This window comes from Mycobacterium sp. 852002-51152_SCH6134967 (assembly GCF_001667105.1).
Taxonomy (GTDB): domain Bacteria; phylum Actinomycetota; class Actinomycetes; order Mycobacteriales; family Mycobacteriaceae; genus Mycobacterium; species Mycobacterium neumannii_A.
On the sequence record NZ_LZIK01000025.1, the window covers coordinates 158,827 to 181,214 of the forward strand.

20 protein-coding genes are annotated in these 22,388 nt (G+C 69.3%); 5 read left to right on the forward strand and 15 right to left on the reverse strand.

Going from position 1 to position 22,388, the window contains the following annotated elements:
* Positions 1-34: 34 nt before the first annotated feature.
* The 11 genes from murG to A5790_RS08945 form a co-directional block, all read right to left on the reverse strand.
* On the reverse strand, positions 35-1,201 hold the full coding sequence (gene murG, locus A5790_RS08895; RefSeq protein WP_066842727.1) for an undecaprenyldiphospho-muramoylpentapeptide beta-N-acetylglucosaminyltransferase: 1,167 nt from the start codon (positions 1,199-1,201) through the stop codon (positions 35-37).
* Complete coding sequence (ftsW, locus tag A5790_RS08900) at positions 1,198-2,703, reverse strand: putative lipid II flippase FtsW (RefSeq protein ID WP_197696751.1); 1,506 nt, start codon at positions 2,701-2,703, stop codon at positions 1,198-1,200. The genes murG and ftsW overlap by 4 nt, the downstream gene beginning before the upstream one ends.
* 15 nt (positions 2,704-2,718) lie before the next feature.
* Positions 2,719-4,197, reverse strand: a complete 1,479-nt coding sequence (gene murD, locus A5790_RS08905; protein WP_197696745.1) for a UDP-N-acetylmuramoyl-L-alanine--D-glutamate ligase — start codon at positions 4,195-4,197, stop codon at positions 2,719-2,721.
* Positions 4,190-5,269, reverse strand: a complete 1,080-nt coding sequence (mraY, locus tag A5790_RS08910; protein ID WP_064393994.1) for a phospho-N-acetylmuramoyl-pentapeptide-transferase — start codon at positions 5,267-5,269, stop codon at positions 4,190-4,192. The genes murD and mraY overlap by 8 nt, the downstream gene beginning before the upstream one ends.
* Positions 5,266-6,783, reverse strand: coding sequence for a UDP-N-acetylmuramoyl-tripeptide--D-alanyl-D-alanine ligase (gene murF / locus A5790_RS08915; RefSeq protein ID WP_066842733.1), 1,518 nt, complete (start codon positions 6,781-6,783; stop codon positions 5,266-5,268). The genes mraY and murF overlap by 4 nt, the downstream gene beginning before the upstream one ends.
* Entirely contained in the window at positions 6,780-8,297 is a 1,518-nt protein-coding gene (locus A5790_RS08920; protein WP_066842735.1) for a UDP-N-acetylmuramoyl-L-alanyl-D-glutamate--2,6-diaminopimelate ligase, read from the reverse strand. Before A5790_RS08920 ends, murF begins: the two co-directional genes overlap by 4 nt.
* 66 nt (positions 8,298-8,363) lie before the next feature.
* Entirely contained in the window at positions 8,364-10,271 is a 1,908-nt protein-coding gene (locus tag A5790_RS08925) for a penicillin-binding protein 2 (RefSeq protein WP_066842737.1), read from the reverse strand.
* A complete protein-coding gene (locus tag A5790_RS08930) occupies positions 10,268-11,335 on the reverse strand; it encodes a hypothetical protein (RefSeq protein ID WP_066842739.1) in 1,068 nt (355 codons plus the stop codon). Before A5790_RS08930 ends, A5790_RS08925 begins: the two co-directional genes overlap by 4 nt.
* A complete protein-coding gene (rsmH, locus tag A5790_RS08935) occupies positions 11,332-12,483 on the reverse strand; it encodes a 16S rRNA (cytosine(1402)-N(4))-methyltransferase RsmH (RefSeq protein WP_197696746.1) in 1,152 nt (383 codons plus the stop codon). Before rsmH ends, A5790_RS08930 begins: the two co-directional genes overlap by 4 nt.
* Complete coding sequence (mraZ, locus tag A5790_RS08940; protein ID WP_059098924.1) at positions 12,458-12,889, reverse strand: division/cell wall cluster transcriptional repressor MraZ; 432 nt, start codon at positions 12,887-12,889, stop codon at positions 12,458-12,460. Before mraZ ends, rsmH begins: the two co-directional genes overlap by 26 nt.
* 294 nt (positions 12,890-13,183) lie before the next feature.
* Positions 13,184-13,588, reverse strand: a complete 405-nt coding sequence (locus tag A5790_RS08945) for a DUF3040 domain-containing protein (RefSeq protein WP_066842743.1) — start codon at positions 13,586-13,588, stop codon at positions 13,184-13,186.
* A gap of 229 nt (positions 13,589-13,817) precedes the next feature.
* Between A5790_RS08945 and A5790_RS08950 the strand changes: the two genes are divergently transcribed.
* From A5790_RS08950 to A5790_RS08965, 4 genes are all read left to right on the forward strand, one after another.
* Entirely contained in the window at positions 13,818-14,417 is a 600-nt protein-coding gene (locus A5790_RS08950; RefSeq protein WP_066842745.1) for an N-acetyltransferase, read from the forward strand.
* Between the two features lie 10 nt (positions 14,418-14,427).
* Positions 14,428-15,156: a DUF3153 domain-containing protein gene (locus A5790_RS08955; RefSeq protein WP_109395591.1), complete on the forward strand. Its 729-nt coding sequence runs from the start codon at positions 14,428-14,430 to the stop codon at positions 15,154-15,156.
* A 66-nt stretch (positions 15,157-15,222) separates the two neighbouring features.
* On the forward strand, positions 15,223-16,311 hold the full coding sequence (gene idsA2, locus A5790_RS08960) for a bifunctional (2E,6E)-farnesyl/geranyl diphosphate synthase (protein ID WP_066842747.1): 1,089 nt from the start codon (positions 15,223-15,225) through the stop codon (positions 16,309-16,311).
* A 2-nt stretch (positions 16,312-16,313) separates the two neighbouring features.
* On the forward strand, positions 16,314-17,933 hold the full coding sequence (locus A5790_RS08965; RefSeq protein WP_066842751.1) for an alpha-(1->6)-mannopyranosyltransferase A: 1,620 nt from the start codon (positions 16,314-16,316) through the stop codon (positions 17,931-17,933).
* On the opposite strand, the gene A5790_RS08970 is transcribed toward A5790_RS08965, so the two are convergent.
* Complete coding sequence (locus A5790_RS08970; protein ID WP_066842753.1) at positions 17,854-18,258, reverse strand: Rv2175c family DNA-binding protein; 405 nt, start codon at positions 18,256-18,258, stop codon at positions 17,854-17,856. The genes A5790_RS08965 and A5790_RS08970 overlap by 80 nt on opposite strands.
* Positions 18,259-18,325: 67 nt before the next feature.
* Here A5790_RS08970 and A5790_RS08975 point away from each other — a divergent pair, with 67 nt between their 5' ends.
* On the forward strand, positions 18,326-19,510 hold the full coding sequence (locus tag A5790_RS08975; protein ID WP_066842863.1) for a protein kinase: 1,185 nt from the start codon (positions 18,326-18,328) through the stop codon (positions 19,508-19,510).
* Here the strand turns inward: A5790_RS08975 and A5790_RS08980 are convergent.
* From A5790_RS08980 to A5790_RS08990, 3 genes are read right to left on the reverse strand one after another with little or no spacing between them, the layout of a single operon-like run.
* Positions 19,507-20,892: a class II 3-deoxy-7-phosphoheptulonate synthase gene (locus tag A5790_RS08980; RefSeq protein WP_066842755.1), complete on the reverse strand. Its 1,386-nt coding sequence runs from the start codon at positions 20,890-20,892 to the stop codon at positions 19,507-19,509. The genes A5790_RS08975 and A5790_RS08980 overlap by 4 nt on opposite strands.
* Positions 20,893-20,925: 33 nt before the next feature.
* Positions 20,926-21,423, reverse strand: coding sequence for a polyadenylate-specific 3'-exoribonuclease AS (locus A5790_RS08985; RefSeq protein WP_064394005.1), 498 nt, complete (start codon positions 21,421-21,423; stop codon positions 20,926-20,928).
* Complete coding sequence (locus tag A5790_RS08990; protein WP_197696752.1) at positions 21,423-22,265, reverse strand: hypothetical protein; 843 nt, start codon at positions 22,263-22,265, stop codon at positions 21,423-21,425. Before A5790_RS08990 ends, A5790_RS08985 begins: the two co-directional genes overlap by 1 nt.
* Positions 22,266-22,388: the final 123 nt, after the last annotated feature.

The following is a 22,388-nucleotide window of genomic DNA, read 5'->3' on the forward strand; positions in this document are numbered from 1 at the left end:
ACCCGCTGCAGCTCGTCGGGCAACGACTTCGGTTTCACCGCATACCCTTTCGGGGTTCGGCTCGAGCCACCTCGATGGCGATCTCGGCGACCCGCCGTGCCGCGTCGCGGTGACCGGCCAGCGCGGCGCCCGCCGTCATCGTCTGCAATCGGCCGGTGTCGGTGAGCAGTTCGACGACGGTCTCGGCGACGAAACCCGGCGACAGGTCGGCGTCATCGACGATCAGCCCACCCCCGGCCTCGACGACGGGAAGTGCGTTGAGCCGTTGTTCGCCGTTGCCGATCGGCAGCGGAACGTATACCGCGGGCAACCCGACCGCGGTCAGTTCGGCGACCGTCATCGCCCCGGACCGGCACATCGCGACGTCGGCAGCGGCGTATGCGAGGTCCATCCGGTTCAGGTAGGGCACAGGGACATACGGCGGGTCACCGTCGGCGGGCTCGCGCAGATCGAGGGTGTTCTTGGGACCGTGGGCGTGCAGCACCGAGATGCCAGCCGCCGCAAGGTCTTTGGCGGCTCCCGAAACGGCCCTGTTCAGCGACTGCGCGCCCTGCGACCCGCCGAACACCAACAGCACCCGGGCGTCAGGGGCGAAACCGAAGTGGGCGCGCGCCTCGGCCCGCAACGCCGCGCGGTCCAGCGAGGTGATCGCCGCGCGCACCGGAACCCCGACCACCTCGGCGGTCCTGCCCAGCCCAGGGTCGGCGACGGCCGAGAGCACCCGTCGCGCCGAACGGGCACCGACCCGGTTGGCCCAGCCCGCGCGAGCGTTCGCCTCGTGCACCACCACCGGCACGCGCTTGCTTCTGCGCACGCTGCGCGCGGCCAGATAGGCGGGCAGCGCGACGTAACCGCCGAAGCCGATCACCACGTCGGCCTCGACCTCGTCGAGCAGCGCCCGGGTCTGGCGCACCGCCCGCCGCACCCGCAAGGGCAGGCGCAGGAGGTCGCCGGAGAGTTTTCGGGGCAGCGGCACCGGCGTGATCAGCTCGAGGTGGTAGCCGCGTTCGGGGACCAGCCGGGTCTCCAGGCCCCGCTCGGTGCCCAGAGCGGTGATCCGCGCGTCGGGCACCAATTCGGTCAGGGCGTCGGCCACCGCCATCGCCGGTTCGACGTGTCCCGCGGTACCACCGCCCGCGAGGACCACGGAGACTCCCCGGTCGTCCCCCGGCCGCCGAGGGACGGGACCCGTGTCGTTCACCCGTAACGCTGACCTTCCAGTGCGCGCCGCCGGCTGCTGTCCGCGCGGCCGCCTCCATGATGCCTTGCCGCCCGGGCCGGCTTACCGGCCGTCTGGCGTTTGCGGGCGGACTTGGGCGTCTGTTTGGCCGCGGGCTTGGGCGCCCGGGTGCGCTTTCCCGCCGGGGGTTTGCCGGGTCGCTCCGAGCCGCGCTTGTTGAGCCGGTCGCGCACCGCCTCGGTCCGCGTCGGCACGTAGGGCGCGGGCAGCGGCAGCCGCAGCAGCCTGTTGACCCGGTCGTCGCGCCCGGCCCGCAACGCCGCCACCGCCTCGGGTTCGTGTCGCGCCGCGCTCGCCATGATGCCGATCATCAGAAGCGTTGTCGCTGTTGAGGTTCCACCTGCCGAGATGAGGGGCAGCTGCAGCCCGGTCACCGGAAGGAGGCCCACCACATAGCCGACGTTGATGAACACCTGGCCCATGATCCACAGCGTCGCGGTGGCGGTGAGCAGGCGCAGGAACGGGTCCGCGGAGCGCCGCGCGATGCGCATGCCGGTGTAGGCGAACAACCCGAACAGGCACAGCAGGCCACCGGCCCCGATGAAGCCGAGTTCCTCGCCGATGATCGCGAAGATGAAGTCGTTGTGCGCGTTGGGCAGGTAGTTCCACTTCGCCGCGCCCTGGCCCAGGCCGTCGCCGAACACACCGCCGTTGGCCAGCGCGAATCGTGCCTGGCGGGCCTGATAGCCCGAACCCTGCGTATCTGCGGCGGGGTTCAACCAGGACTGCACCCGCGCGGACCGGTACCCCTCGGCCATCGCCAGCACCGCGGCCGACACCACGACCATGAACAGCGAGGACACGAATACCCGCAGCGGCAGGCCTGCGTACCAGAGCAGGCCAAGCAAGATGATGCCCAGCGACACCGTCTGCCCCAGGTCGGGCTGGGCGACGATGAGCGCCAGCGCGACGAATGCGGCAGGCACCAGCGGGATCAGCATCTCGCGCAGCGAGGCCTGCTCCATGCGGCGCGCGGCCAGCAGATGAGCGCCCCAGATGGCGAACGCGATCTTGGCCAGCTCGGAAGGCTGCATCGAGAACCCCGCGACCACGAACCACCCGCGCGAACCGTTGGCCACGGTGCCGATGCCCGGAATCAGCACCAGGATCAGCAGCACGATGGTTAGCGCGAAGCTGGAGAAGGCCATGCGCCGCATCAGCTGCACCGGGATCCGCATCGCGACGTAGAACCCGAACAACCCGACGACCGTCCACAACACCTGCTTGGCGAAGACGATCCACGGCGAGCCGTCCTGGTCGTAGGAGTACACCCCCGACGCCGACAGCACCATGGTCAGACCCAGCGTGGTCAGCAGCGCGGCCACCGCGATGATGAGGTGGAACGACGTCATCGGGCGGCCGAGCCACGCCCCGACCCGGGTCCGATGCCCGGCGGTCGCAGGCACCGGCTCGGCCGGTTTGTCTTCGGCGCCCGTCCTGCGAAGCCGCAGCCGGGTCAGGATGGTGGTCATCGGCGACTATCGGGTCAGTGCGCGCACGGCTTCGGCGAACGCATCGCCGCGGTGGCTGTAGCCGCTGAACTGGTCGAAGGAGGCGCCTGCGGGTGCCAGCAGCACGGTGTCGCCGGACCGGGCGAGGCCGCTGGCGGCGTCGACCACTGCGGCCATGATCGCGTCGCCGGATTGCGTTCCCTCGAGCCTGATCACATGAGTAACAGGATTAACATCCGACCCATTTGTCCCTTGCACCCCAAAATCCTCCCCCGTCACAACCTCGATGACGGGGACATCCGGGGCGTGTCGCGATAACGCCTCGGCGATCAGGGCCCGGTCGCGGCCGATCAACACCGCTCCGACCAGCCGATTCGACATCGAGGTGAGCAGCTCGTCGACCGAGGCGCCCTTGAGCAGCCCACCGGCCACCCACACCACCCGCGGATAAGCGGCGATCGATGCCCGCGCGGCGTGCGGATTAGTGGCCTTCGAGTCGTCGACGTAAGTGACGCCCGCGACGGTGCCGACCACCTCGGCGCGGTGTCTGCCGACCCGGAAACCGACCAGCGCGTCGGCGATGGCCGCCGGTGGCACGTCGACTGCGCGGGCCAGTGCGGCGGCACCGAGCGCGTTGAGCACCCCGACCGGGCCGGCCACCGGCACCGACGCGGTCTGGGCCAGCGTCCAACCGCCTTCGGGTGGATCGCCGAATGCGTTGTCCACCAGCGCGCCGTCCACCACGCCCAGTTCGCCGGGGCCGGGCTCCGCCAGCCGGAACCCGACGCGGGTCGGGGCGGCCGCCGCGTCGAGCAGGCCAGCGGCCACCGGGTCGTCGAGTCCGACCACGGCGACCCGGCCGTTGAGCACGCGGGCCTTGGCAGCGGCGTAGGCGGCCATGGAGCCGTGCCAGTCGAGGTGGTCCTCGGCGACGTTGAGCACCACGCCAGCATCCGGCCGCAGCGACGGCGCCCAGTGCAGCTGGAAGCTGGACAGCTCCACCGCGAGCAGGTCGGACGGTTCGGTGAGGACGTCGATGACGGGGTTGCCGATGTTTCCGCACAGCACCGCGTTTCGCCCGGCGGCGACCAGCATCGCGTGCAACATCGATGTGGTCGTCGTCTTGCCGTTGGTCCCGGTGACCACGAGCCAGCGCCGCGACGGCCCGAACCACCCCGCCCGGTCCAACCGCCAGGCAAGTTCCACGTCGCCCCAGACCGGCACGCCCGCCTGTGCCGCTGCGGCCAGCACGGGAGCGGTCGGCGCGAACCCGGGACTGGTGATCACGAGCGCGTAATCGCCGATGGTGGCCTGGGCCTCGGCGGTGGTGACGACCCTGGCGGGCGTGATCAGCCGCTGCAGCGCCAGCGGATCGTCGTCGCAGATCGTCAACCGCACGCCGGTGGGCTCCAGCACGGCGCTCACCGAGCGGCCGGTCAGGCCCGCGCCCGTCACCAGCACCCGGGCGCCGGGGACCAGCGGCTCGAGATGCGTCATGTCAGGCACCGACGGTCGTCAGCCACTCGCTGTAGAACAACGCGACGCCGAGCCCGCAGGCGATCGCGGTGAGCAACCAGAACCGGATGATCACCGTGGTCTCGGCCCACCCCACCAGCTCGAAGTGGTGGTGGAACGGCGCCATCCGGAACACCCTGCGCCCGGTGGTGCGGAACGCCAGAATCTGCACGACGACCGAGACCACCTCGGCGACGAACAGGGCGCCGAGCACCACGGCCAGCATCTCGGTCCGGCTGGCCACCGACAGCCCGGCGATGATGCCGCCGAGGGCGAGCGAGCCGGTGTCGCCCATGAAGATCTTGGCGGGCGCGGCGTTCCACCACAGGAATCCGATGCAGGCGCCCGCGGTGGCCGCAGCGATGATCGCCAGGTCCAGAGGGTCGCGCACGTTGTAACAGCCCAGGCCCGGGCTCGTCGCGCAGGCATTGCGGAACTGCCAGAACGTGATCAGCACGTAGGCCGCGCACACCATCGCCATCGCGCCCGCGGCCAGCCCGTCCAGCCCGTCGGTGAAGTTCACCGCGTTCGACCACGCGCTGACCACCACGATGCAGAACAACACGAACAGTGCGGGCGGCAGTGTAACCGTGGCGATCTCGCGCACATAGGACAGTTCGGCGCTGCCCGGCGTCAACCCGTCGGCGTTGCGGAACTGCAGCGCCAGCACGCCGAAGATCACGGCGGCGGTCAGGATGCCGACTGTTTTGGCGGTCTTGTTGAGCCCCAGGTTGCGCGAACGCCGGATCTTGATCAGGTCGTCGACGAATCCAACGACAGCCAGGGCGCTGGCCAGAAACAGCACGAGCAGGCCCGAAGCCGACGGTCCCCGGCCGTCGATCACGACGCCGACGAGGTGGGTGCCCAGGTAGCTGGCCCAGATGCCCGCGACGATCGCCACGCCACCCATCGAGGGGGTGCCGCGCTTCTTGGCGTGGGTGGGCGGTCCGTCCTCGCGGATCTCGTGCCCGAATCCCTGGCGGGTGAACAGCCGGATCAGCACCGGCGTGAGCAGGATCGAGACCGTCAGCGCGATGCCGACGGCGATGAGGATCTGCCTCATGCGTTCGGGTCCCGGACGTCGGCGGGCCGAAGATCGAGCAAAGCTTCGGCCAGCGCGCCGAGGCCGGCCGCGTTCGACGCCTTCACCAGCACCACGTCGGACGGCTGCAGTTCGGCGCGCAGGAGGTCCAGCGCCGCGTCGGCGTCGGCGACCATGGTGGCCTCAGCCCCCCACGATCCCTCCATCACCGCGCCGTGGTGCATGGCGCTCATAGTCCTCCCGGTTCCGACGACGATGAGTCGTGACACATCTAAGCGCACGGCCAGCCGGCCGATGCGGTCATGCTCGGATATCGCGTCGTCGCCGAGTTCGGCCATCTCGCCGAGCACCGCCCAACTGCGGCGCCGGCCCCCGCCCACGCGGGCCATCCACGCCAGCGCCTTGAGGCCCGCGACCATCGAGTCCGGGTTGGCGTTGTAGGCGTCGTTGATGACGGTGACGCCGTCGCTGCGGGTGGCGACCTGCATGCGGTGTTTGGACGCGGGACCGGCGGTGGCCAGCGCGGTGGCCACCTGCTCGAGGGAGGCGCCGCACTCCAGCGCCACGGCCGCTGCGCACAGCGCGTTGGACACCTGGTGGTCCCCGTGGACGGCCAGCGCGACGTCGACGAACCCGGCGCCGGTGTGCATGCTGAACCGCGGCCTGGCCAGCTCGTCGAGCGTGATCCCCTCCGCCCACACGTCCACATCGCGCCCGCCCGGCTCGCGCGACACCTGAACGATGCGCGCGGCGGTCTTGGCGGCCATCGCCGCCACCGCGGTGTCGTCGACGTTGAGGACGACAGCCCCTGTTGATGGGACCGCTTGTGGCAGTTCGGATTTGGTTTCGGCGATGGCCTCCCGCGACCCGAATTCACCCAGGTGTGCGGTGCCCACGTTGAGCACCACCGCGATCGAGGGCGGGGCGATCGCGGCCAACGCGGCAATGTTGCCGCGATGCCGTGCCGACATCTCCAACACCAGGAAGTCGGTGGACCGCGTCGCGCGCAGCACCGTCCACGGATGTCCGAGTTCGTTGTTGAACGAACCGGGCGGCGCGATCACCTCACCGAGCGGGGCCAGCACCGCGGCGACCAGGTCCTTGGTCGAGGTCTTACCCGACGATCCGGTGATCCCGATGATCGTGAGCCCGCCTGCGACGAGTTCCGCGGCGACCGCACCGGCCAGCTTCGCCAACGCCATGAGCACGGCTGCGCCCGAACCGTCGACGTCGTGTTCGAGCACGCCTGCCGCGCGGTCGGATGTCTCCGGTGTCGGGTCGACGACGATCGCAGGCACCCCGACCGGGCGGGCGGCCAGCACCGCCGCCGCCCCGGCCTGCACCGCCGCGGCGGCGAAGTCGTGCCCGTCCGAGCGGGCTCCCGGCAGCGCAAGGAACAGACCGCCGGGTGTGACGGCCCGCGAGTCGAACTCGACGGTGCCGGTGACCCTGGTGGTCGCGGCCTCGGCTTCGGAGATGTCGGCGAGGCGGCCGCCGACGATCTCGGCGATCCTGGCCAGCGTCAGGTCGATCACGGCAGGGGTCCCTGTGCCTCGATGGCGCGCGCCAACTCCTCGCGGTCGTCGAAAGGTCGGGTGAGCCCGGCGCCGGTCTGCCCTGCCTCGTGGCCCTTGCCCGCGACGAGCACGACATCCCCCGGTCGCGCCCACGCCACGGCGTGCTCGATCGCGGCGCGGCGATCACCGATCTCGACGACCTCCGCGCGGCCCACCGCGCCGGCCACGATCGCCGCGCGGATCTCGGCAGGGTCCTCGTCGCGCGGGTTGTCGTCGGTCACCACCACCAGATCGGCCAGTTCGGCGGCGACGCGGCCCATCGGGCCCCGCTTGCCGGGATCGCGGTTACCGCCGGCCCCGAACACGACCGCCAGTCGGCCGTCGGTGTCAGCGCCCAACGTCTCCAGCACGGCCTGCAGGGCACCCGGCTTGTGCGCGTAGTCGACCACCGCCAGGAAGTCCTGCCCGCACTCGACGGGCTCCGTCCGCCCGGGCACCGTCGCGGTGCGCAGACCGGGTACGGCCTGTTCGGGCGACACACCGACCGCGTCGAGCAGCGCGATCGCGAGCAGGCAGTTGGCCACGTTGTAGCGGCCGGGAAGCCCGATCTGAAGGTGGTGGTGCACACCCGCCGGGTCCACCGCGAAGAACTCCTGCGCGTTGCGGCCGACCGTGCGGATGTCCTCGATAGTCCAGTCGGCGACCCGGCCGGTCGCGCTGACCGTCACGGGCTCGCGCGCCAGCCTGGCCATCTCCCGGCCTGCGTCGTCGTCGACGCAGAGCACGGAAAGCTCTGCGCGGTTGGCAGATTCGGGAGCGAACAGTCGCGCCTTGGCCTCGAAGTAATCCCGCATCGTCGGGTGGAAGTCGAGATGGTCGCGCGACAGGTTGGTGAACCCGCCGACCGCAAAATGCACACCGTCGACGCGGCCGAGGGTGAGCGCGTGGCTCGACACCTCCATCACGACGGTGTCGACGCCCTGCTCGACCATCACCGCGAGCAGCGCCTGCAGGTCCGGCGCCTCGGGCGTGGTGAGGACGCTGGCCTGATCGCGGCCGTCGATCCGGATGCCGACGGTGCCGACCAGTCCCGCCGCCCGCTCCGCCGAGCGCAGCCCGGCCTCCACCAGATAGGTGGTGGTGGTCTTGCCGGAGGTGCCGGTGACGCCGATGACCCGCAGCCGCTCGGACGGCCGGCCGTACACCTCGGCGGCCACCGCGCCCAGCACCGACCGCGGATCCGGGTGGACCACCACCGGGATCTCCACATCGGGCCCCAACAGTGCCAGCCCGTCGGGGTCGGTGAGGATCGCTGCCGCACCGCGAGCGACCGCCTCGGCGGCGTAGCGGGCGCCGTGCGACGACGCCCCCGGCAGCGCCGCGAACAGGTCACCCGGTTCGACGTCCCCGCTGCGCAACGTGACGCCGGTGACGCGGACGTCCGGTACGGCACCGCCCGCGGGCACCGCCTGGACCTGCCCGGCCAGCGGTGCAAGCGCCGCGCCGGCGGGATGGCTGGGTCGCAGGTTCATGGCGTTGACACAGTACCCAGTCGTCCTGGCGACTCCTGCGACATATCGGGGCCGTCGGCACCCTCGTCAGTCGGCTACCAGGGTCAACCGCGAGTCGGGATCCGGCGACAGCGGCACGTTCTCGCGCTGCAGCAGCCAGGAGGCGATGTTGTGGAACAGCGGCGCCGACGTGGTGCCCGGCTGGCCGTCGGCCGTGCGCTGCGGGTGGTCCATCATGATGGCCACGACGTAGCGCGGGTCGTCGGTGGTGGCGATGCCTGCGAACGTGATCCAGTAGACGTCGCTGTAGTAGCAGCCACAGGCCGGGTTGATCTGCTGTGCGGTTCCGGTCTTCCCGGAGATCTGGTAGCCCTCGACCGCCGCCTGCGAACCCGTGCCCTGCTGCACCCCTGTCGGGTCGCGCTGCACCGTGGCCCGCAACATCTGCCGCACGGTCTTTGCCGTTTCCGGCGTCACCACCCGAACGCCCTCGGGGCGCGGCTCGTCGCTGCGGGTGCCGTCGGAAGCGATGGTGGTCTTGACGATGCGCGGAGGGACGCGCACACCGTCGTTGGCGATGGTCTGATACATGCCCGCCATCTGCAGCAGGGTCATCGAAAGGCCCTGTCCGATGGGCAGGTTGGCGAATGTGCTGCCCGACCACTGGTCGATCGGCGGGACCAGGCCCGCGCTCTCACCCGGCAGGCCCACCCCGGTGCGCTGCCCGAGGCCGAACTTGCGGACCATCTCGAAGAAGCGCTCAGGGCCGAGTCGCTGCGCCAGCATCAGCGTGCCCACGTTGGAGGACTTACCGAAGATGCCCGTCGTGGTGTAGGGCATTGTCCCGTGCTCCCAGGCGTCACCGACCGTGACCCCGCCCATGTGGATCGACCCCGGGACCTGCAACACCTCGTCGGGATGCGAGAGCCCGTACTCGATGACCGATGCGGCGGTGATGATCTTGTTGACCGAACCCGGTTCGTATGGCGAGGACACCGCGGGGTTGCCCAGCTGGCGGTGTTCCTGCCTGCCGAGGTCCTGGCTCGGGTCGAACGTGTTGTCGTTCGCCATCGCCAGCACCTCAGCGGTTTTCGCGTCGAGGACGACCGCAGAGACGTTCTTGGCGCCGGACAGGTTCTTGGCCTGCTGCACCTGCTGCTGGACGTAGAACTGGATGTCGTCGTCGATGGTCAGCATGACCGTGGAACCGTCGACCGCGTCGTGGCGGTTGCGGTAACTGCCCGGGATGACCACGCCGTCGGACCCGCGGTCGTAGGTGATCGACCCGTCGGTGCCCGCCAACACGGCATCGAGCGAATCCTCCAGTCCCAGCAGGCCGTGCCCATCCCAGTCGATACCGCCGACGATGTTGGCCGCCAGCGAGCCGCCCGGATACTGGCGCAAATCCTGGCGCTCCGAACCGACCTCGGGGAACTTCTTGGTGATCGTCTCGGCGATGGCGGGATCGACCGCACGGGCGAGATAGACGAACGTCTCGTTGCTCTTGAGCTTCTTGAGGACGGTGGCCGAGTCCGGCTTGTTGTTCAGCCGCAACGCCACCTCGGCGGCGATGTCGCGAAGCCTGCGGTCGGGTTCGGGCGCCTCGGTACTTTTCGCCCTGGCCTCCTCCAGCTGCTTGCGGACCTTCTGCGGCTGGAAGGTCAGCGCGCGCGCCTCGATGGTGAAGGCCAGCTTGTCGTTGTTGCGGTCGACGATCGCACCGCGAACGGCCTTGTCGACGTCGGTGACCTTGAGCTGGCTGGCCGCCTCGGCCCGCAATCCGTCGGCGCGGGGCACCTGGAGATTGAACAGCTGCCCCGCCGCGACGATCAGCACGAGGAAGATGGCCGCGTTACCCACTCGATGCCGGAAAACGAAAGAGGCACTGCGCAGCCCGGTTTCGGTGATCGGAGCGCGAGTCCGCCGCGCTTTGGCCGAGCGCTCCTGAGGGCCGGCGGCCGGTGCGGCCTTGCGGGGCCGACGCTCGCGGCTCATGCGCCGGGACCCGCCGGAGGCACGACTGCGGGGGGCGCCACGGCGGGGGGCACGACCGCCGGGCTGAACTGTTCGGCGCCGGGCACGGGGCCGGGCAGCACCTGCGGGTTCGGGATGTGCAGCGCGTCGGTCGGGGCCATCGGCGCCGCGGGCGGGACCATCGGGCCCGGTGCGGCACCGGGCACCGGCGGCTGACCCGGAAGCGCCTGCGGCACCGCCGGGATCGCCTGCGGCACCGCGGCGCCGGGCGCAGGCACGGCCGCATTCGGGGTGGGCGCCGTACGCGTCGGCATCCGGACGGTGACCTCGCGGGGATCGACGACCCGCGGCGCGGGCGGCCGCGGTCCCGGTGGCGGCGCCTGCGGCGTCGCGTCGGGCAGCGGAGTGTTCAGGGGCGGCGGCGGAACGCCCTCCGCCGGCTTGGGTGTGCCGACCACCACCCAGTTACCCGCCGGGTCCTGCACGAGATGTGCGGTGTCGCGGGACGGGATCATGCCGAGCTCGCGTGCGGCTTCTGCCAACGCCGGGGCGGCCTGCGCCTCGAGCACATCGCGTTCGAGCGCTTCCTTCTGTTGCAGCAGAGCCTGATTCGTCTCGCGAGCGTTACCCAGTTGATAGGACCGCTCGGCGGCGTCGGTGGACAGCCACAGCGTCGTGCCCAGGCCCACTCCCAGCGCGCCGATCACCAGCACCACGAACGGCACCCGGGCCACCAGCGCCCGCGGGCTGAGCTCCACCGAGGCCAGTTTGACGATGATGCGCTGGCGTAATGGTGTCCGAACGACCTTCGGCGCCTTGGCCTTCCGCGCCTTGGCGCGCGCCTTTGCCTGGCTTGCGTTCTTGGGCCTGCTCGGTGCGCCGGTCGGGCGCGGGATGGGGTTGGTCTGGGGCGCTGAGCGCTGCGGTCGCTGCTCGCGGGTCGGCTTGCGCCGCGACTGCGCGTCGGCCGAGCGCCGCTGAGCGCCGGTGCGCCGCCGTTCGTCGGCGCTGCGCACCGCTTTTACCCGCTTGGCCGGTTTGGCCTGTTTGCGCTGTTTGGTCTGCTTGGCCTGCTTGGCGTTCACCTGGGTGCCCCCACCTTCTCCAGTGCTCGTAGCCGCACAGGCGCGCTACGCGGGTTCCGTTCGATCTCCTCGGGAGCTGCACGCTCGGCACCGCGAGTCAGTGCGACGAACTCCGGCTCGTGACCCGGCAGTTCCACCGGTAAGCCGGGCGGCGTCCTGGACGCCGTTGCGGAGGCGAAGGCCGCCTTGACGATGCGGTCCTCCAGGGACTGGTAGGCCATCACGACGATGCGGCCGCCGGGAGCCAGAGCGTTCAGCGCCGCAGGCAACGCGTCGCGCAGCGAGTCCAATTCGCCGTTGACCGCGATTCGCAGCGCTTGGAACGTGCGCTTCGCCGGGTGCCCTCCGGTGCGGCGCGCCGACGCGGGAATCGCCTGGTACAGCAGCTCGACGAGCTCTCCGGTGGTGCGGAACGGCTGGGTAGCGCGCCTGCGGATGAGCTGGGCGGCGATCCGGCTCGCGAATCGTTCCTCGCCGAATTCGCGCAGAAGCCGGGTCAGCGATTTCTGGTCGTAGGTGTTCACCACCTCGGCGGCCGTCAGCTCGGCGTCGGGATCCATCCGCATGTCCAGTGGCGCGTCGGCGGCGTAAGAGAAGCCGCGTTCGGTGCGGTCGAGCTGCATCGAGGACACGCCGAGGTCGAAAAGGATTCCATCGGCATGGCTGGCCCAGTAGCGGTCGTCGCCAAGGACCCTGCCGATGCCGTCGTATCGCGTGCGGACCAACATCACCCGGTCGCCGAACCGCGACAAGCGCTCGCCGGCGATCCACAACGCGTTGGGGTCGCGATCCAGGCCGATCAGCCGCAGACCGGGCAGCTCGGTCAGGAAGCGCTCCGCATGCCCGCCGGCTCCGAGGGTGGCGTCGACGAGCACCGCGCCCTCACCGTCGGAACTCCGCCGTGTCAGTGCGGGTGTGAGGAGTTCGACGCAGCGGTCCAGCAGGACGGGGACGTGTCCGTGGTCGCCGCTGCGCCGTTCCATCGCGTTGCCTCCGTCCCACGCCCCTGCACCGGGGTCCCTGTCCGAGAGCGCGGACCTGGCGTCGGGGAAGTACGCCAGGGCCGGTTCGGGCAGAGGCCGCGATGCACGGGCTGGATGCCTGTGCCGGTCGACCGCCGAATCAGATGATGTCGTGCAGAGCTTCATCGGTGGCCGCGGAGAAGTTCTCTTCGTGGGTCTGCTGGTACTCCTGCCATGCGGTGGAGTCCCAGATTTCCAGGTAGTCGACCGATCCGATCACCACGCAGTCCTTCGAAAGGTTCGCGTAGCGGCGGTGATCGGCCGACAGCGTGATTCGGCCTTGTGCGTCGGGATGCTGTTCGTCGGTGGCCGCGGCCAGGTTTCGCAGGAATGCGCGTGCTTCCGGATTGCTACGCGATGCCTGCGACGCCCGTCGGGCCAGCTTCTCGAACTCGGCGCGCGGGTAGACGGCAAGGCTGTGATCTTGGCTTTTGGTGACCATCAACCCTCCTGCCAGCGCGTCGCGGAACTTGGCGGGCAGCGTGAGCCGCCCCTTGTCGTCGAGCTTTGGCGTGTAGGTGCCGAGAAACATCTCGCCACCTCCCTGCCGATCAACAGAGCCCCGGTCGCTCCGTTGTCCGCCACTTTACCCCACAATCCCCCACCATCCACCATTTGCGTGTCAATTTTCCTGGTGAGTCCCCACTCGTCGCCCCACAGCTGACGTGGCGAGGGCGGCAACGTCCCGGCGTCGACGGCAACGGTGAATAAAAGCGCAGGTGGACGCGGCGACGGAGGCGGTGGGGTGAAGTGGGGGCGATCAGCTGTCGGACCCACGAAAAAGGGGCAGCCCGCGGTGCGGGCTACCCCTGTGTCGCGTCAGCGCCTATTCGTCGAACCGGCGACGGAAGCGATCCTCCATGCGGCTGGCAAACGATCCACCCGAACCCTTGCCCCGCTTCTGCCGGGGAGCGCCGGGTTCGGCGACCGACCGGTCGCGTCCACCGGGGACGCGCGGACCGGTGATCGCGAACACCACACCGCCGAACATCACGATGAACCCGAGTACCGAGAGCGCCGGGAAGCCACTGATCTGGGTGGCAGGGATCGCGACACCGGACACCAGCATCGCGAGGCCGAGAACGAAGAGCGCGGCACCCTGCAGGCGGCGCCGGGTCGAGGGTGCGCGCAGGGTTCCGCCGCGGACACTCGAAGCGAACTTCGGGTCCTCGGCATAGAGCGCGCTCTCGATCTGGTCGAGCATGCGCTGCTCATGATCGGAGAGTGGCATTCGTCCCTCCCTCGGAACCCAGGGGCCCACCGTGGCCATCTCGTTGTTCAAAGTCTTGTGTGCCCGCGTTCACGGGCATCTAACAGTCATGATACGAGGTCGATCTGAGCCGTACCACCTTGTTCGACGCCCGATTGTATGACGGACGCCGCCGCGTGGGAGGCGCAGGCGGATCCACTCGATAATGGTTGGGACGACACCGCCCCGATACGCGGAGAGGCAGACACAGTTGGCGACATTTCTCATCGATCTGTCGCCGAGCGATATGCAACGCCGGCTCGGTGACGCACTCGCCGTCTACGTCGACGCGATGCGCTATCCGCGCGGCACCGAGGCGCAGCGGGCGTCGATGTGGCTCGAGCACACCCGCAGGCCCGGGTGGAAGGCCGTGGCGGCGGTGATCATCGGCGATTCCGACGACGCACCCGTCGGTGAGGCCGAACTGGCCTCAGCCCCGATGGTCGGCATCGCCTATGGCTACTGCGGCGCCCCTGACCAGTGGTGGCAGCAGCAGGTGGTGGCCGGGCTGCAGCGGGTCGGCACCGACCGCAACTCCATCTCTGCGTTGATGACGAGCTACTTCGAGCTCACCGAACTGCACATCCACCCGCGCGCCCAGGGACAGGGGCTCGGTGAGGCGCTGGCACGCCGACTGCTCTCCGATCGCCAGGAGTCCCACGTGTTGTTGTCGACGCCGGAGATCAACGGTGAGGCGAACCGGGCGTGGCGGCTGTACCGCAGGCTCGGCTTCACCGACGTCATCCGTGGCTACCATTTCGCGGGCGATCCGCGGGCTTTCGCGATCCTGGGCCGGTCATTGCCGCTGTGACACGGATTTGATGTCGCCGACGCCTCGGCTCGGCTCGGTCTGGCACGATGACCACGTGCCGGCCCGCCACCGCAGCAGCAGAACCCGCCTGCTCGCACTCGTGATGCTGATCCTCGTCGTGCTTCCGACCGCCGTCGGCTGCGTCCGGGTGCGGGCCTCGATCACGGTCTCCCCCGACGACCGGGTGTCCGGTCAGATCGTCGCGGCGGCAAAGCCGCGCAACGCCGACGACAAGGGCCCGCAGCTGCTGAACAACCTGCCGTTCGCCAACAAGGTGGCGGTCTCGGAGTACAGCCGCGACGACTACGTCGGCTCTCAGGCGGTGTTCTCCGACCTCACCTTCGCCGAACTGCCTCAGCTGGCCAACATGAACCGCGACGCCGCCGGTGTCGACCTCTCGTTGCGCCGGGCGGGTGACCTCGTCATCCTCGAGGGGCGCGCCGACCTCACCTCGCTCAGCGATTCGGAGGCCGACGTGTCGGTGACCGTGTCGTTCCCCGGCGAAGTCACCTCCACCAACGGTGATCAGGTGTCGGCCGAGATCGTCGAGTGGCAGTTGCGGCCCGGCGTGGTCAGCACCATGAACGCCCAGGCCCGCTACACCGACCCCAGCGCACGGTCCTTCACCGGAGCCGCGATCTGGCTCGGCCTCGGCTCCTTCGTGGTGGCGGCCATCATCGGAACCCTGGCGTACATGAGCCGTGACCAATCGCCGAAAGTGGGCGAAGCCCGCGATTAGCGCAGGCTCTACGCTGAAGGCGTTCGGGGCAGGGTGGTCGCACAGAGAAAGGGGCGCCCGCTGAGCGTGCATGCCACGGCACCGTCGGCCGTCGAGTTGGCGGAGGCCGTCACCGATCAGCTGCGGGACTATCTGCAGCAGCGTCGCAGCGAATGCGCCTATATGGGCGACGACTACGCCGAAATGACCGCCGCGTTGGAGGAATTCGTGCTGCGCGGCGGCAAGCGACTGCGGCCCGCGTTCGCCTACTGGGGGTGGCGGGCGGTCGCCGAGCAGCCCGGGGACCCGCTTAATCCGGACGTCCTGCGGTTGTGTTCGGCGCTCGAGCTGCTGCACGCCTGCGCATTGGTCCACGACGATGTCATCGACGCCTCGGCGACCCGCCGAGGGCTGCCGACAGTGCACCGGCTGTTCACCGAGCGGCACCGCACGCACGGCTGGCACGGCTCGGCCGAGCAGTTCGGCATGTCGGCGGCGATCCTGCTCGGCGACCTGGCCCTGGTCTGGGCTGACGACGTCGTCGCCACGGCGAACCTGTCGACCGAGGCCGCCGTGCGGGTCCGCCGGGTGTGGAGCGCGATCCGCACCGAGGTGCTCGGCGGCCAGTACCTCGACATCGTCGCCGAGGCCAGCGGAGCCGATTCGGTGGCTTCAGCGCTGACGGTCAACATCTACAAGACCGCGTCGTACACGATCACCCGGCCGCTGCAACTCGGCGCCGCCGCGGCCGCCGACCGGCCCGACGTCCATGCCGCCTTCCATCAGTTCGGCACCGACCTCGGTGTGGCGTTCCAGCTGCGCGACGACGTGCTCGGCGTGTTCGGCGACCCCGCGGTCACCGGCAAGCCGTCCGGTGACGATCTGCGAGCAGGCAAGCGCACGGTGCTGTTGGCCGAGGCGGTCGAGCTGGCCGAAGAGGCCGACCCCGCGGCGGCGAAGCTGCTGCGCACCTCCATCGGGTCGAAACTCTCCGACGCCCAGGTCAAGGAACTGTGCACAGTGATCGAGTCCGTCGGCGCGCTCGCCGCGGTGGAGAACCGCATCTCCGAGCTCACCCGCCGCGCGCTCGACACCCTCGATTCCGCCGACATCGACGCCCATGCCAAGGCGGGGTTGTCCGAGCTCGCCCGATTGGTCGCGAATCGAACCGCATAACGATGACGACCTCCCCATCGACCTCCCCATCGACACGGCCTTCGAAAGCCGGCTTCACTGCACACCTTTCACGGTTGACCTCGTTTGCGACGTCGCCACAGGCCCAACCGGCCCGGCTGGGCTTCCTCGGCGCCGTGTTGATCACCGCCGGAGGGCTGGGCGCGGGCAGCACGCGCCTGCACGACCCGCTGCTGGAGTCGCTGCACCTGTCGTGGCTGCGGTTCGGGCACGGCCTGGTGCTGTCGTCGATCCTGTTGTGGGGCGGTGTGGCACTGATGCTGGCGGCGTGGCTGTGGCTGGGACGCCGGGTGATCGACCGCACCGCAACCGAATACACGATGGTGGCCACCACCGGCATCTGGCTGGCGCCGCTGCTGCTGAGCGTCCCGCTGTTCAGCCGCGACACCTACTCCTACCTCGCGCAGGGGGCACTGCTGCGCGACGGCCTCGACCCGTACGCGGTCGGGCCCGTCGACAACCCGAACTCGTTGCTGGACAACGTCAGTCCCATCTGGACAACCACCACCGCACCGTACGGGCCGGGGTTCATCCTGATCGCCAAGTTCGTCACGATGCTGGTCGGCAACGACGTCGTCGCCGGCACGATGTTGTTGCGGCTGGGCATGCTTCCCGGCTTGGCGCTGCTGATCTGGGCCGCGCCGCGCGTCGCAAGACATATCGGCGCCGACGGTGCGACCGCGCTGTGGATCTGCGTGCTCAACCCGCTGGTGATCATCCACCTGATGGGCGGCGTGCACAACGAGATGCTGATGGTCGGCCTGATGATGGCAGGCATCGCGTTGACGTTCTCCGGCCGCCACCTGTGGGGCGTGAGCCTGATCGCCGCGGCGGTCGCGGTGAAAGCGACCGCGGGACTGGCGCTTCCGTTCATGGTCTGGGTGTGGGCGCGGGACCTGCGGAACAGACGCGACGTCTCGGCGGTCAAGGCATTCGTGACGGCGTCGGCGGGCTCAGCGCTGATCTTCACCGCGGTGTTCGCCGTGCTGTCGTTGGCCGCGGGGGTCGGGCTGGGCTGGTTGACGGCCTTGGCAGGCTCGGTGAAGATCATCAACTGGCTGACCCTGCCCACCGCGGCGGCCAACGTGATCAACGCGGTCGGCGGCCTGTTCCTGCCGGTGAACTTCTACGCGGTGCTCGACGTCGCCAGGATCATCGGCATCGCGCTCATCGCACTGTCACTTCCGTTCGTGTGGTGGCGGTTTCGGCACACCGACCGCGAAGCGCTGACCGGCATCGCGGTGGTGATGGTGATCGTGGTGCTTCTCGTGCCCGCGGCGCTGCCCTGGTACTACACCTGGCCGCTGGCCGTGGTGGCCGCGCTGGCTCAGAGCAGGCGATCGATCGCGATCATCGCGGGCCTGTCGACGTGGATCATGGTGATCTGGAAACCCGATGGGGCGCACGGGATGTACTCGTGGCCCCACGTGCTGCTCTCGCTGGCATGCGCCGCGGTGGCGTGGTACTCGCTGAAGAACGCGCCTCAAGGACCGCGGGCGGTCAATAAGCCACGACCGCGGGCGGTCAATAAGCCATCGCCTGGGCCCGGCGCACCACCTCACGGGCCTGATGCGAGTGAAGAGCATCAACGGGCCGAGCGTTAGGCAGTTCGCCGGTCGCGCCGTCGCGCCTGATGGTCAGGGATGCGTCGGGCGTGAACAGCCAGCGCACGATCTCTGTGTGGTGGTAGCCGCCGTCGCGCAGCACGACGAGTAGTCCGGGCAGGCTCTTGGCGACGTGGCCGGTGTCGTCGAAGAACACCTTCGGAACCACGACGACTCCGTCGCGCCGGACGCCAATCAGATGGCCGTCCCGCAGCTGCTGATGCACTTTCGTCACCGCGACACCGAGCATCTCGGCGACGGTGGGTAGGTCGTAGACGTCCTCGGCGGGATCGAGGACATCCTCGGAGGCCGGAATACTGCTCACCGCACTGAGTCTAAATCTCCTAGCCGTCGGCCGGAGCCGCAAAGCCGCCGGTGTCGTGCTCCGTAACATGTCTCCGGTGGAGGCCTACCCGCGGACGGACCCGCTGCTGGGAACCGTGCTCGACGGTCGGTACCGCGTCGACGTGATGATCGCGACCGGGGGCATGTCGTCCGTGTACCGCGGACTCGATCTGCGGCTGGATCGTCCGGTCGCGCTGAAGGTGATGGACAGCCGCTATGCGGGCGACTCTCAATTCCTCACCAGGTTCCAGCGCGAGGCGCGCGCGGTGGCGCGGTTGACCGATCCAGGTCTGGTCGCGGTGTACGACCAGGGCGGCGGACGCACGGGCGGTCCTCCCCCGTTCCTGGTGATGGAACTCGTCGAGGGCGGCACGCTGCGGGAGTTGCTGCGCGAGCGTGGGCCGATGCCGCCGCACGCCGCCGCTGCGGTGCTCGGCCCGGTTCTCGGCGGGCTGGCCGCAGCACACCGCGCAGGCCTGGTGCACCGCGACGTCAAACCCGAGAACGTGCTGATCTCCGACGACGGCGACGTCAAGATCGCCGACTTCGGACTGGTGAGGGCGGTGGCCGAAGCGAAGATCACCTCGACCAGCGTCATCCTGGGCACCGCGGCGTACCTGTCACCCGAACAGGTCAGCACCGGTGACGCCGATCCCCGCAGCGACGTCTACGCGGCGGGCATCTTGACCTACGAACTGCTGACCGGCCGCACCCCGTTCGCGGGCGACTCGGCGCTGGCCGTGGCGTATCAGCGGATGGACAACGACGTCCCGGCTCCGGGTTCGGTGATCGCGGGCGTGCCCGCGCAGTTCGACGAGCTGGTGTTGCGCGCGACCGCCCGCGATCCGGCCCGGCGCTATGCCGATGCCCGAGAGATGGGTGAGGACCTCGAAGCGATCGTCGACGAACTCGGCCTGCCACCGTTTCGGGTGCCGGCACCACGCAACTCCGCTCAGAACGCGTCGGTTCCACTTCACCCGCCTGCGGCTGCGGCCCCGCCCGCACCACGCCAGGCGACCCGGACGCTACCGCGCGACGACTGGCAGGCCCCCGAACCCGAATACGAAACGGTGACAGGACGGTTCGCCGGAATCGAGCTCGAGGAGTTCTACTGGGCGCGGCAGCGCGCCAGGCGCGCACTGCTGTTCTGGGTGACCGCGGTGATCACACTGACGGCGCTGGTTGCGGCGGCTGCATGGACGACCGGCAGCAACCTGTCCAATCTGATCTAGTCGCGCAGCATCTCCGCGACCAGGAACGCCAACTCCAGGCTCTGCTGGGTGTTCAACCGCGGGTCGCACGCCGTCTCGTAACGCCCGGCGAGGTCGGCGTCCGAGATGTCCTGCGCCCCACCGAGGCATTCGGTGACATTCTCACCGGTGATCTCGACGTGGATGCCGCCGGGATGGGTGCCCAGCGCCCTGTGCACCTCGAAGTAACCCTGCACCTCGTCGACGATCCGGTCGAAATGGCGGGTCTTGTAGCCGGTCGAGGACTCGTGGGTGTTGCCGTGCATCGGGTCGCACTGCCAAACCACCTGATGGCCGGTGGCCTGCACCTTCTCGATGATCGGCGGCAGCAGGTCACGCACCTTGTTGTTACCCATGCGGGTGACCAGCGTCAGCCGTCCCGGCTCGTTGTTCGGGTCGAGGCGTTCGACGTACTCGACAGCCAGCTCCGGTGTCATGGTCGGGCCAAGCTTTACCCCGATCGGATTCGCAATCACCTCCGCGAACGCGATGTGGGCGCCGTCGAGCTGACGGGTGCGCTCACCGATCCACACGTAATGCGCGGACAGGTCGTAGAGCTTCGAGCCCTGCTCGGTCTCCGACAGCCGCAGCATCGCGCGCTCGTAGTCGAGCACCAACGCCTCGTGGCTTGCGTAGATCTCGGCGGTCTCCAGGTTGCGGTTGTCGACCCCGCACGCGCTCATGAACGTCAGCGCGCGGTCGATCTCACCGGCCAGCGCCTCGTACCGGGCACCGGCAGGCGACGTGCGGACGAACTCGCGGTTCCAGTCGTGCACCAGATGCAGCGACGCCAGGCCCGAACCGGTCAGGGCGCGCACCAGGTTCATCGCGGCGCTGGCGTTGGCGTACGCGCGGACCAGCCGCGACGGGTCGTGCTCACGCACTGCGACGTCGGGCGCGAATCCGTTGATCATGTCGCCGCGGTAGGACCGCAGACCGAGCGCGTCGATGTCGGCCGAGCGCGGTTTGGCGTACTGGCCTGCGATGCGGGCCACCTTGACCACCGGCACGCTGGCGCCGTAGGTCAGCACCACGGCCATCTGCAGCAGCGCCCGCAGGTTCGCCCGGATGTGGGGCTCGGTGTTGTTGACGAAGGTCTCGGCGCAGTCGCCGCCCTGCAGCAGGAAAGCCTCGCCACGGGCCACGGCGGCCAGCAGGTCCTTGAGTCGTTCCACCTCGGCGGGCACCGTCACCGGCGGGACGCTCTCGAGCACGGTGCGCATGTTCTTCGCCGCTTCGACATCCCAGGTCGGCTGCTGCACCGCGGGCTTGGCGAGCGCGGCGTCGAGCCGCTGTCGCAGCTCATCGGGCAGCGGCGGCAACGAGGGCAGCTGTTCGATGGGTACGTCGACGGTCCAGTTCACCCGTTCATGGTAACGGCCCGCGACATGTGCTTTTCACCGCTGGCCCGGCGCTTCACCGGTGGTCATCAGCTGGAACCGCCGCAAATTGTGACGAGCGTCAACCAACGCATCGTGGGCATCACGCGGGCGCGGGGGCATGCGCGGCGAACCGCGCTCCTCCCAGAACTGGCGCAACTCGCGGGTGAAGCGCGGTATCGCCGGCGGAAGATCGGTCATCGGGCCCCAGAGCTGACACAACACGACGTGGTCGTAGGCGCCCACCCAGGCCCACAGCTCGATCGGCTCGTCCCCGTCGATTCCGAAGAAGTCCTCCAACTCCGAGCGGATCTGCCGACGCGAGCGCCACAGCTGTGAGGACGGCGGCGGAAGCTTGGGCAACACATGCTTGCGGACCCAGCTGCCTGCCCGGTCAGGGTCGAATTCGGTTGACACCGCGTAATACTCGCGGCCGTCCTCGGCGGCGACACCGATCGAGATCAGGTCGATGGTGCGCCCGTTGTCGATGAACTCCGTGTCGTAGAAGTAGCGCACTACGCGGGTTCCTTCTGGGGCGCGGCCGCGACCGACCGATCCTTCGGGGCGGGTGCGGCGTGGATCTCGCGGTCGAGTTGCTCGTCGACCTTAGCGTCGTCGGGAAACTTGGGCATACCCGCGATGGCGTCCTGCAGCCACAGTTTGGCCTGGACCACCGGGCGCCGCAGCCAGCGCTCGCGCTCCAGCGCCCGATGCATCTTGCGCGGGCGGTTCGTGTAGCGCCAGCGCGCCCACGGCGCATGCGGCCTCGACAACCGGATCGCTCCGATAAACAGCAGCGGCGTCACGAACATCCCCACCAGCCCGGTCCACACCTTGCCCTTGAGCAACACGACGACGGCCAGCATCAGCGTCAGCACGGCCGCCGCGACCACCCCGGCGCGCGCCAGCAGCGAGGGGTCGTTACGCCAGATGTCGATGTCGAAGAACGACAACGGGTTGAAACCCAAGATCAGCAGGCCTGCGACGGCGACGGCTGCGAAGACCGCGTCGACCGAGGTTCTGCCGTCCTCGGCCCAGTACACGTCCTGGAGGTGCAGAATCAGCGCGAACTCGTCGAGCACCAGCGCTGCACCGATTCCGAAAAAGATTGCAGCCACCGAGAACTCGGGTACTCCCCCGTCAACGCCCAACGTCACCATCGTCACACCGGAGATCATGACCAGCACCACGCCGATCACCACGTGGTGGATGTGCAGTCCACTACCAGTTCCGATGTTGCGCGGCTGCCACCACTTGCGGGGCGCGTCACTTCCGGCGTGGCTGCGGATGTACCGCACGATCGTGCGGGTCACGAAGAACGTCAGGATGAACGCGATCAGGCAGTACACGAGCGGCATCCGCGCGTGCGGGATGCCGAACACGAGGTGTAAGTCCGCGAGCACCCAGAAAACTTACGCCGACCTGCGCGTGTCGCGCCCGGGATACCGACCGACGCGCCGGGGCGCCCCGATAGTCTGGTC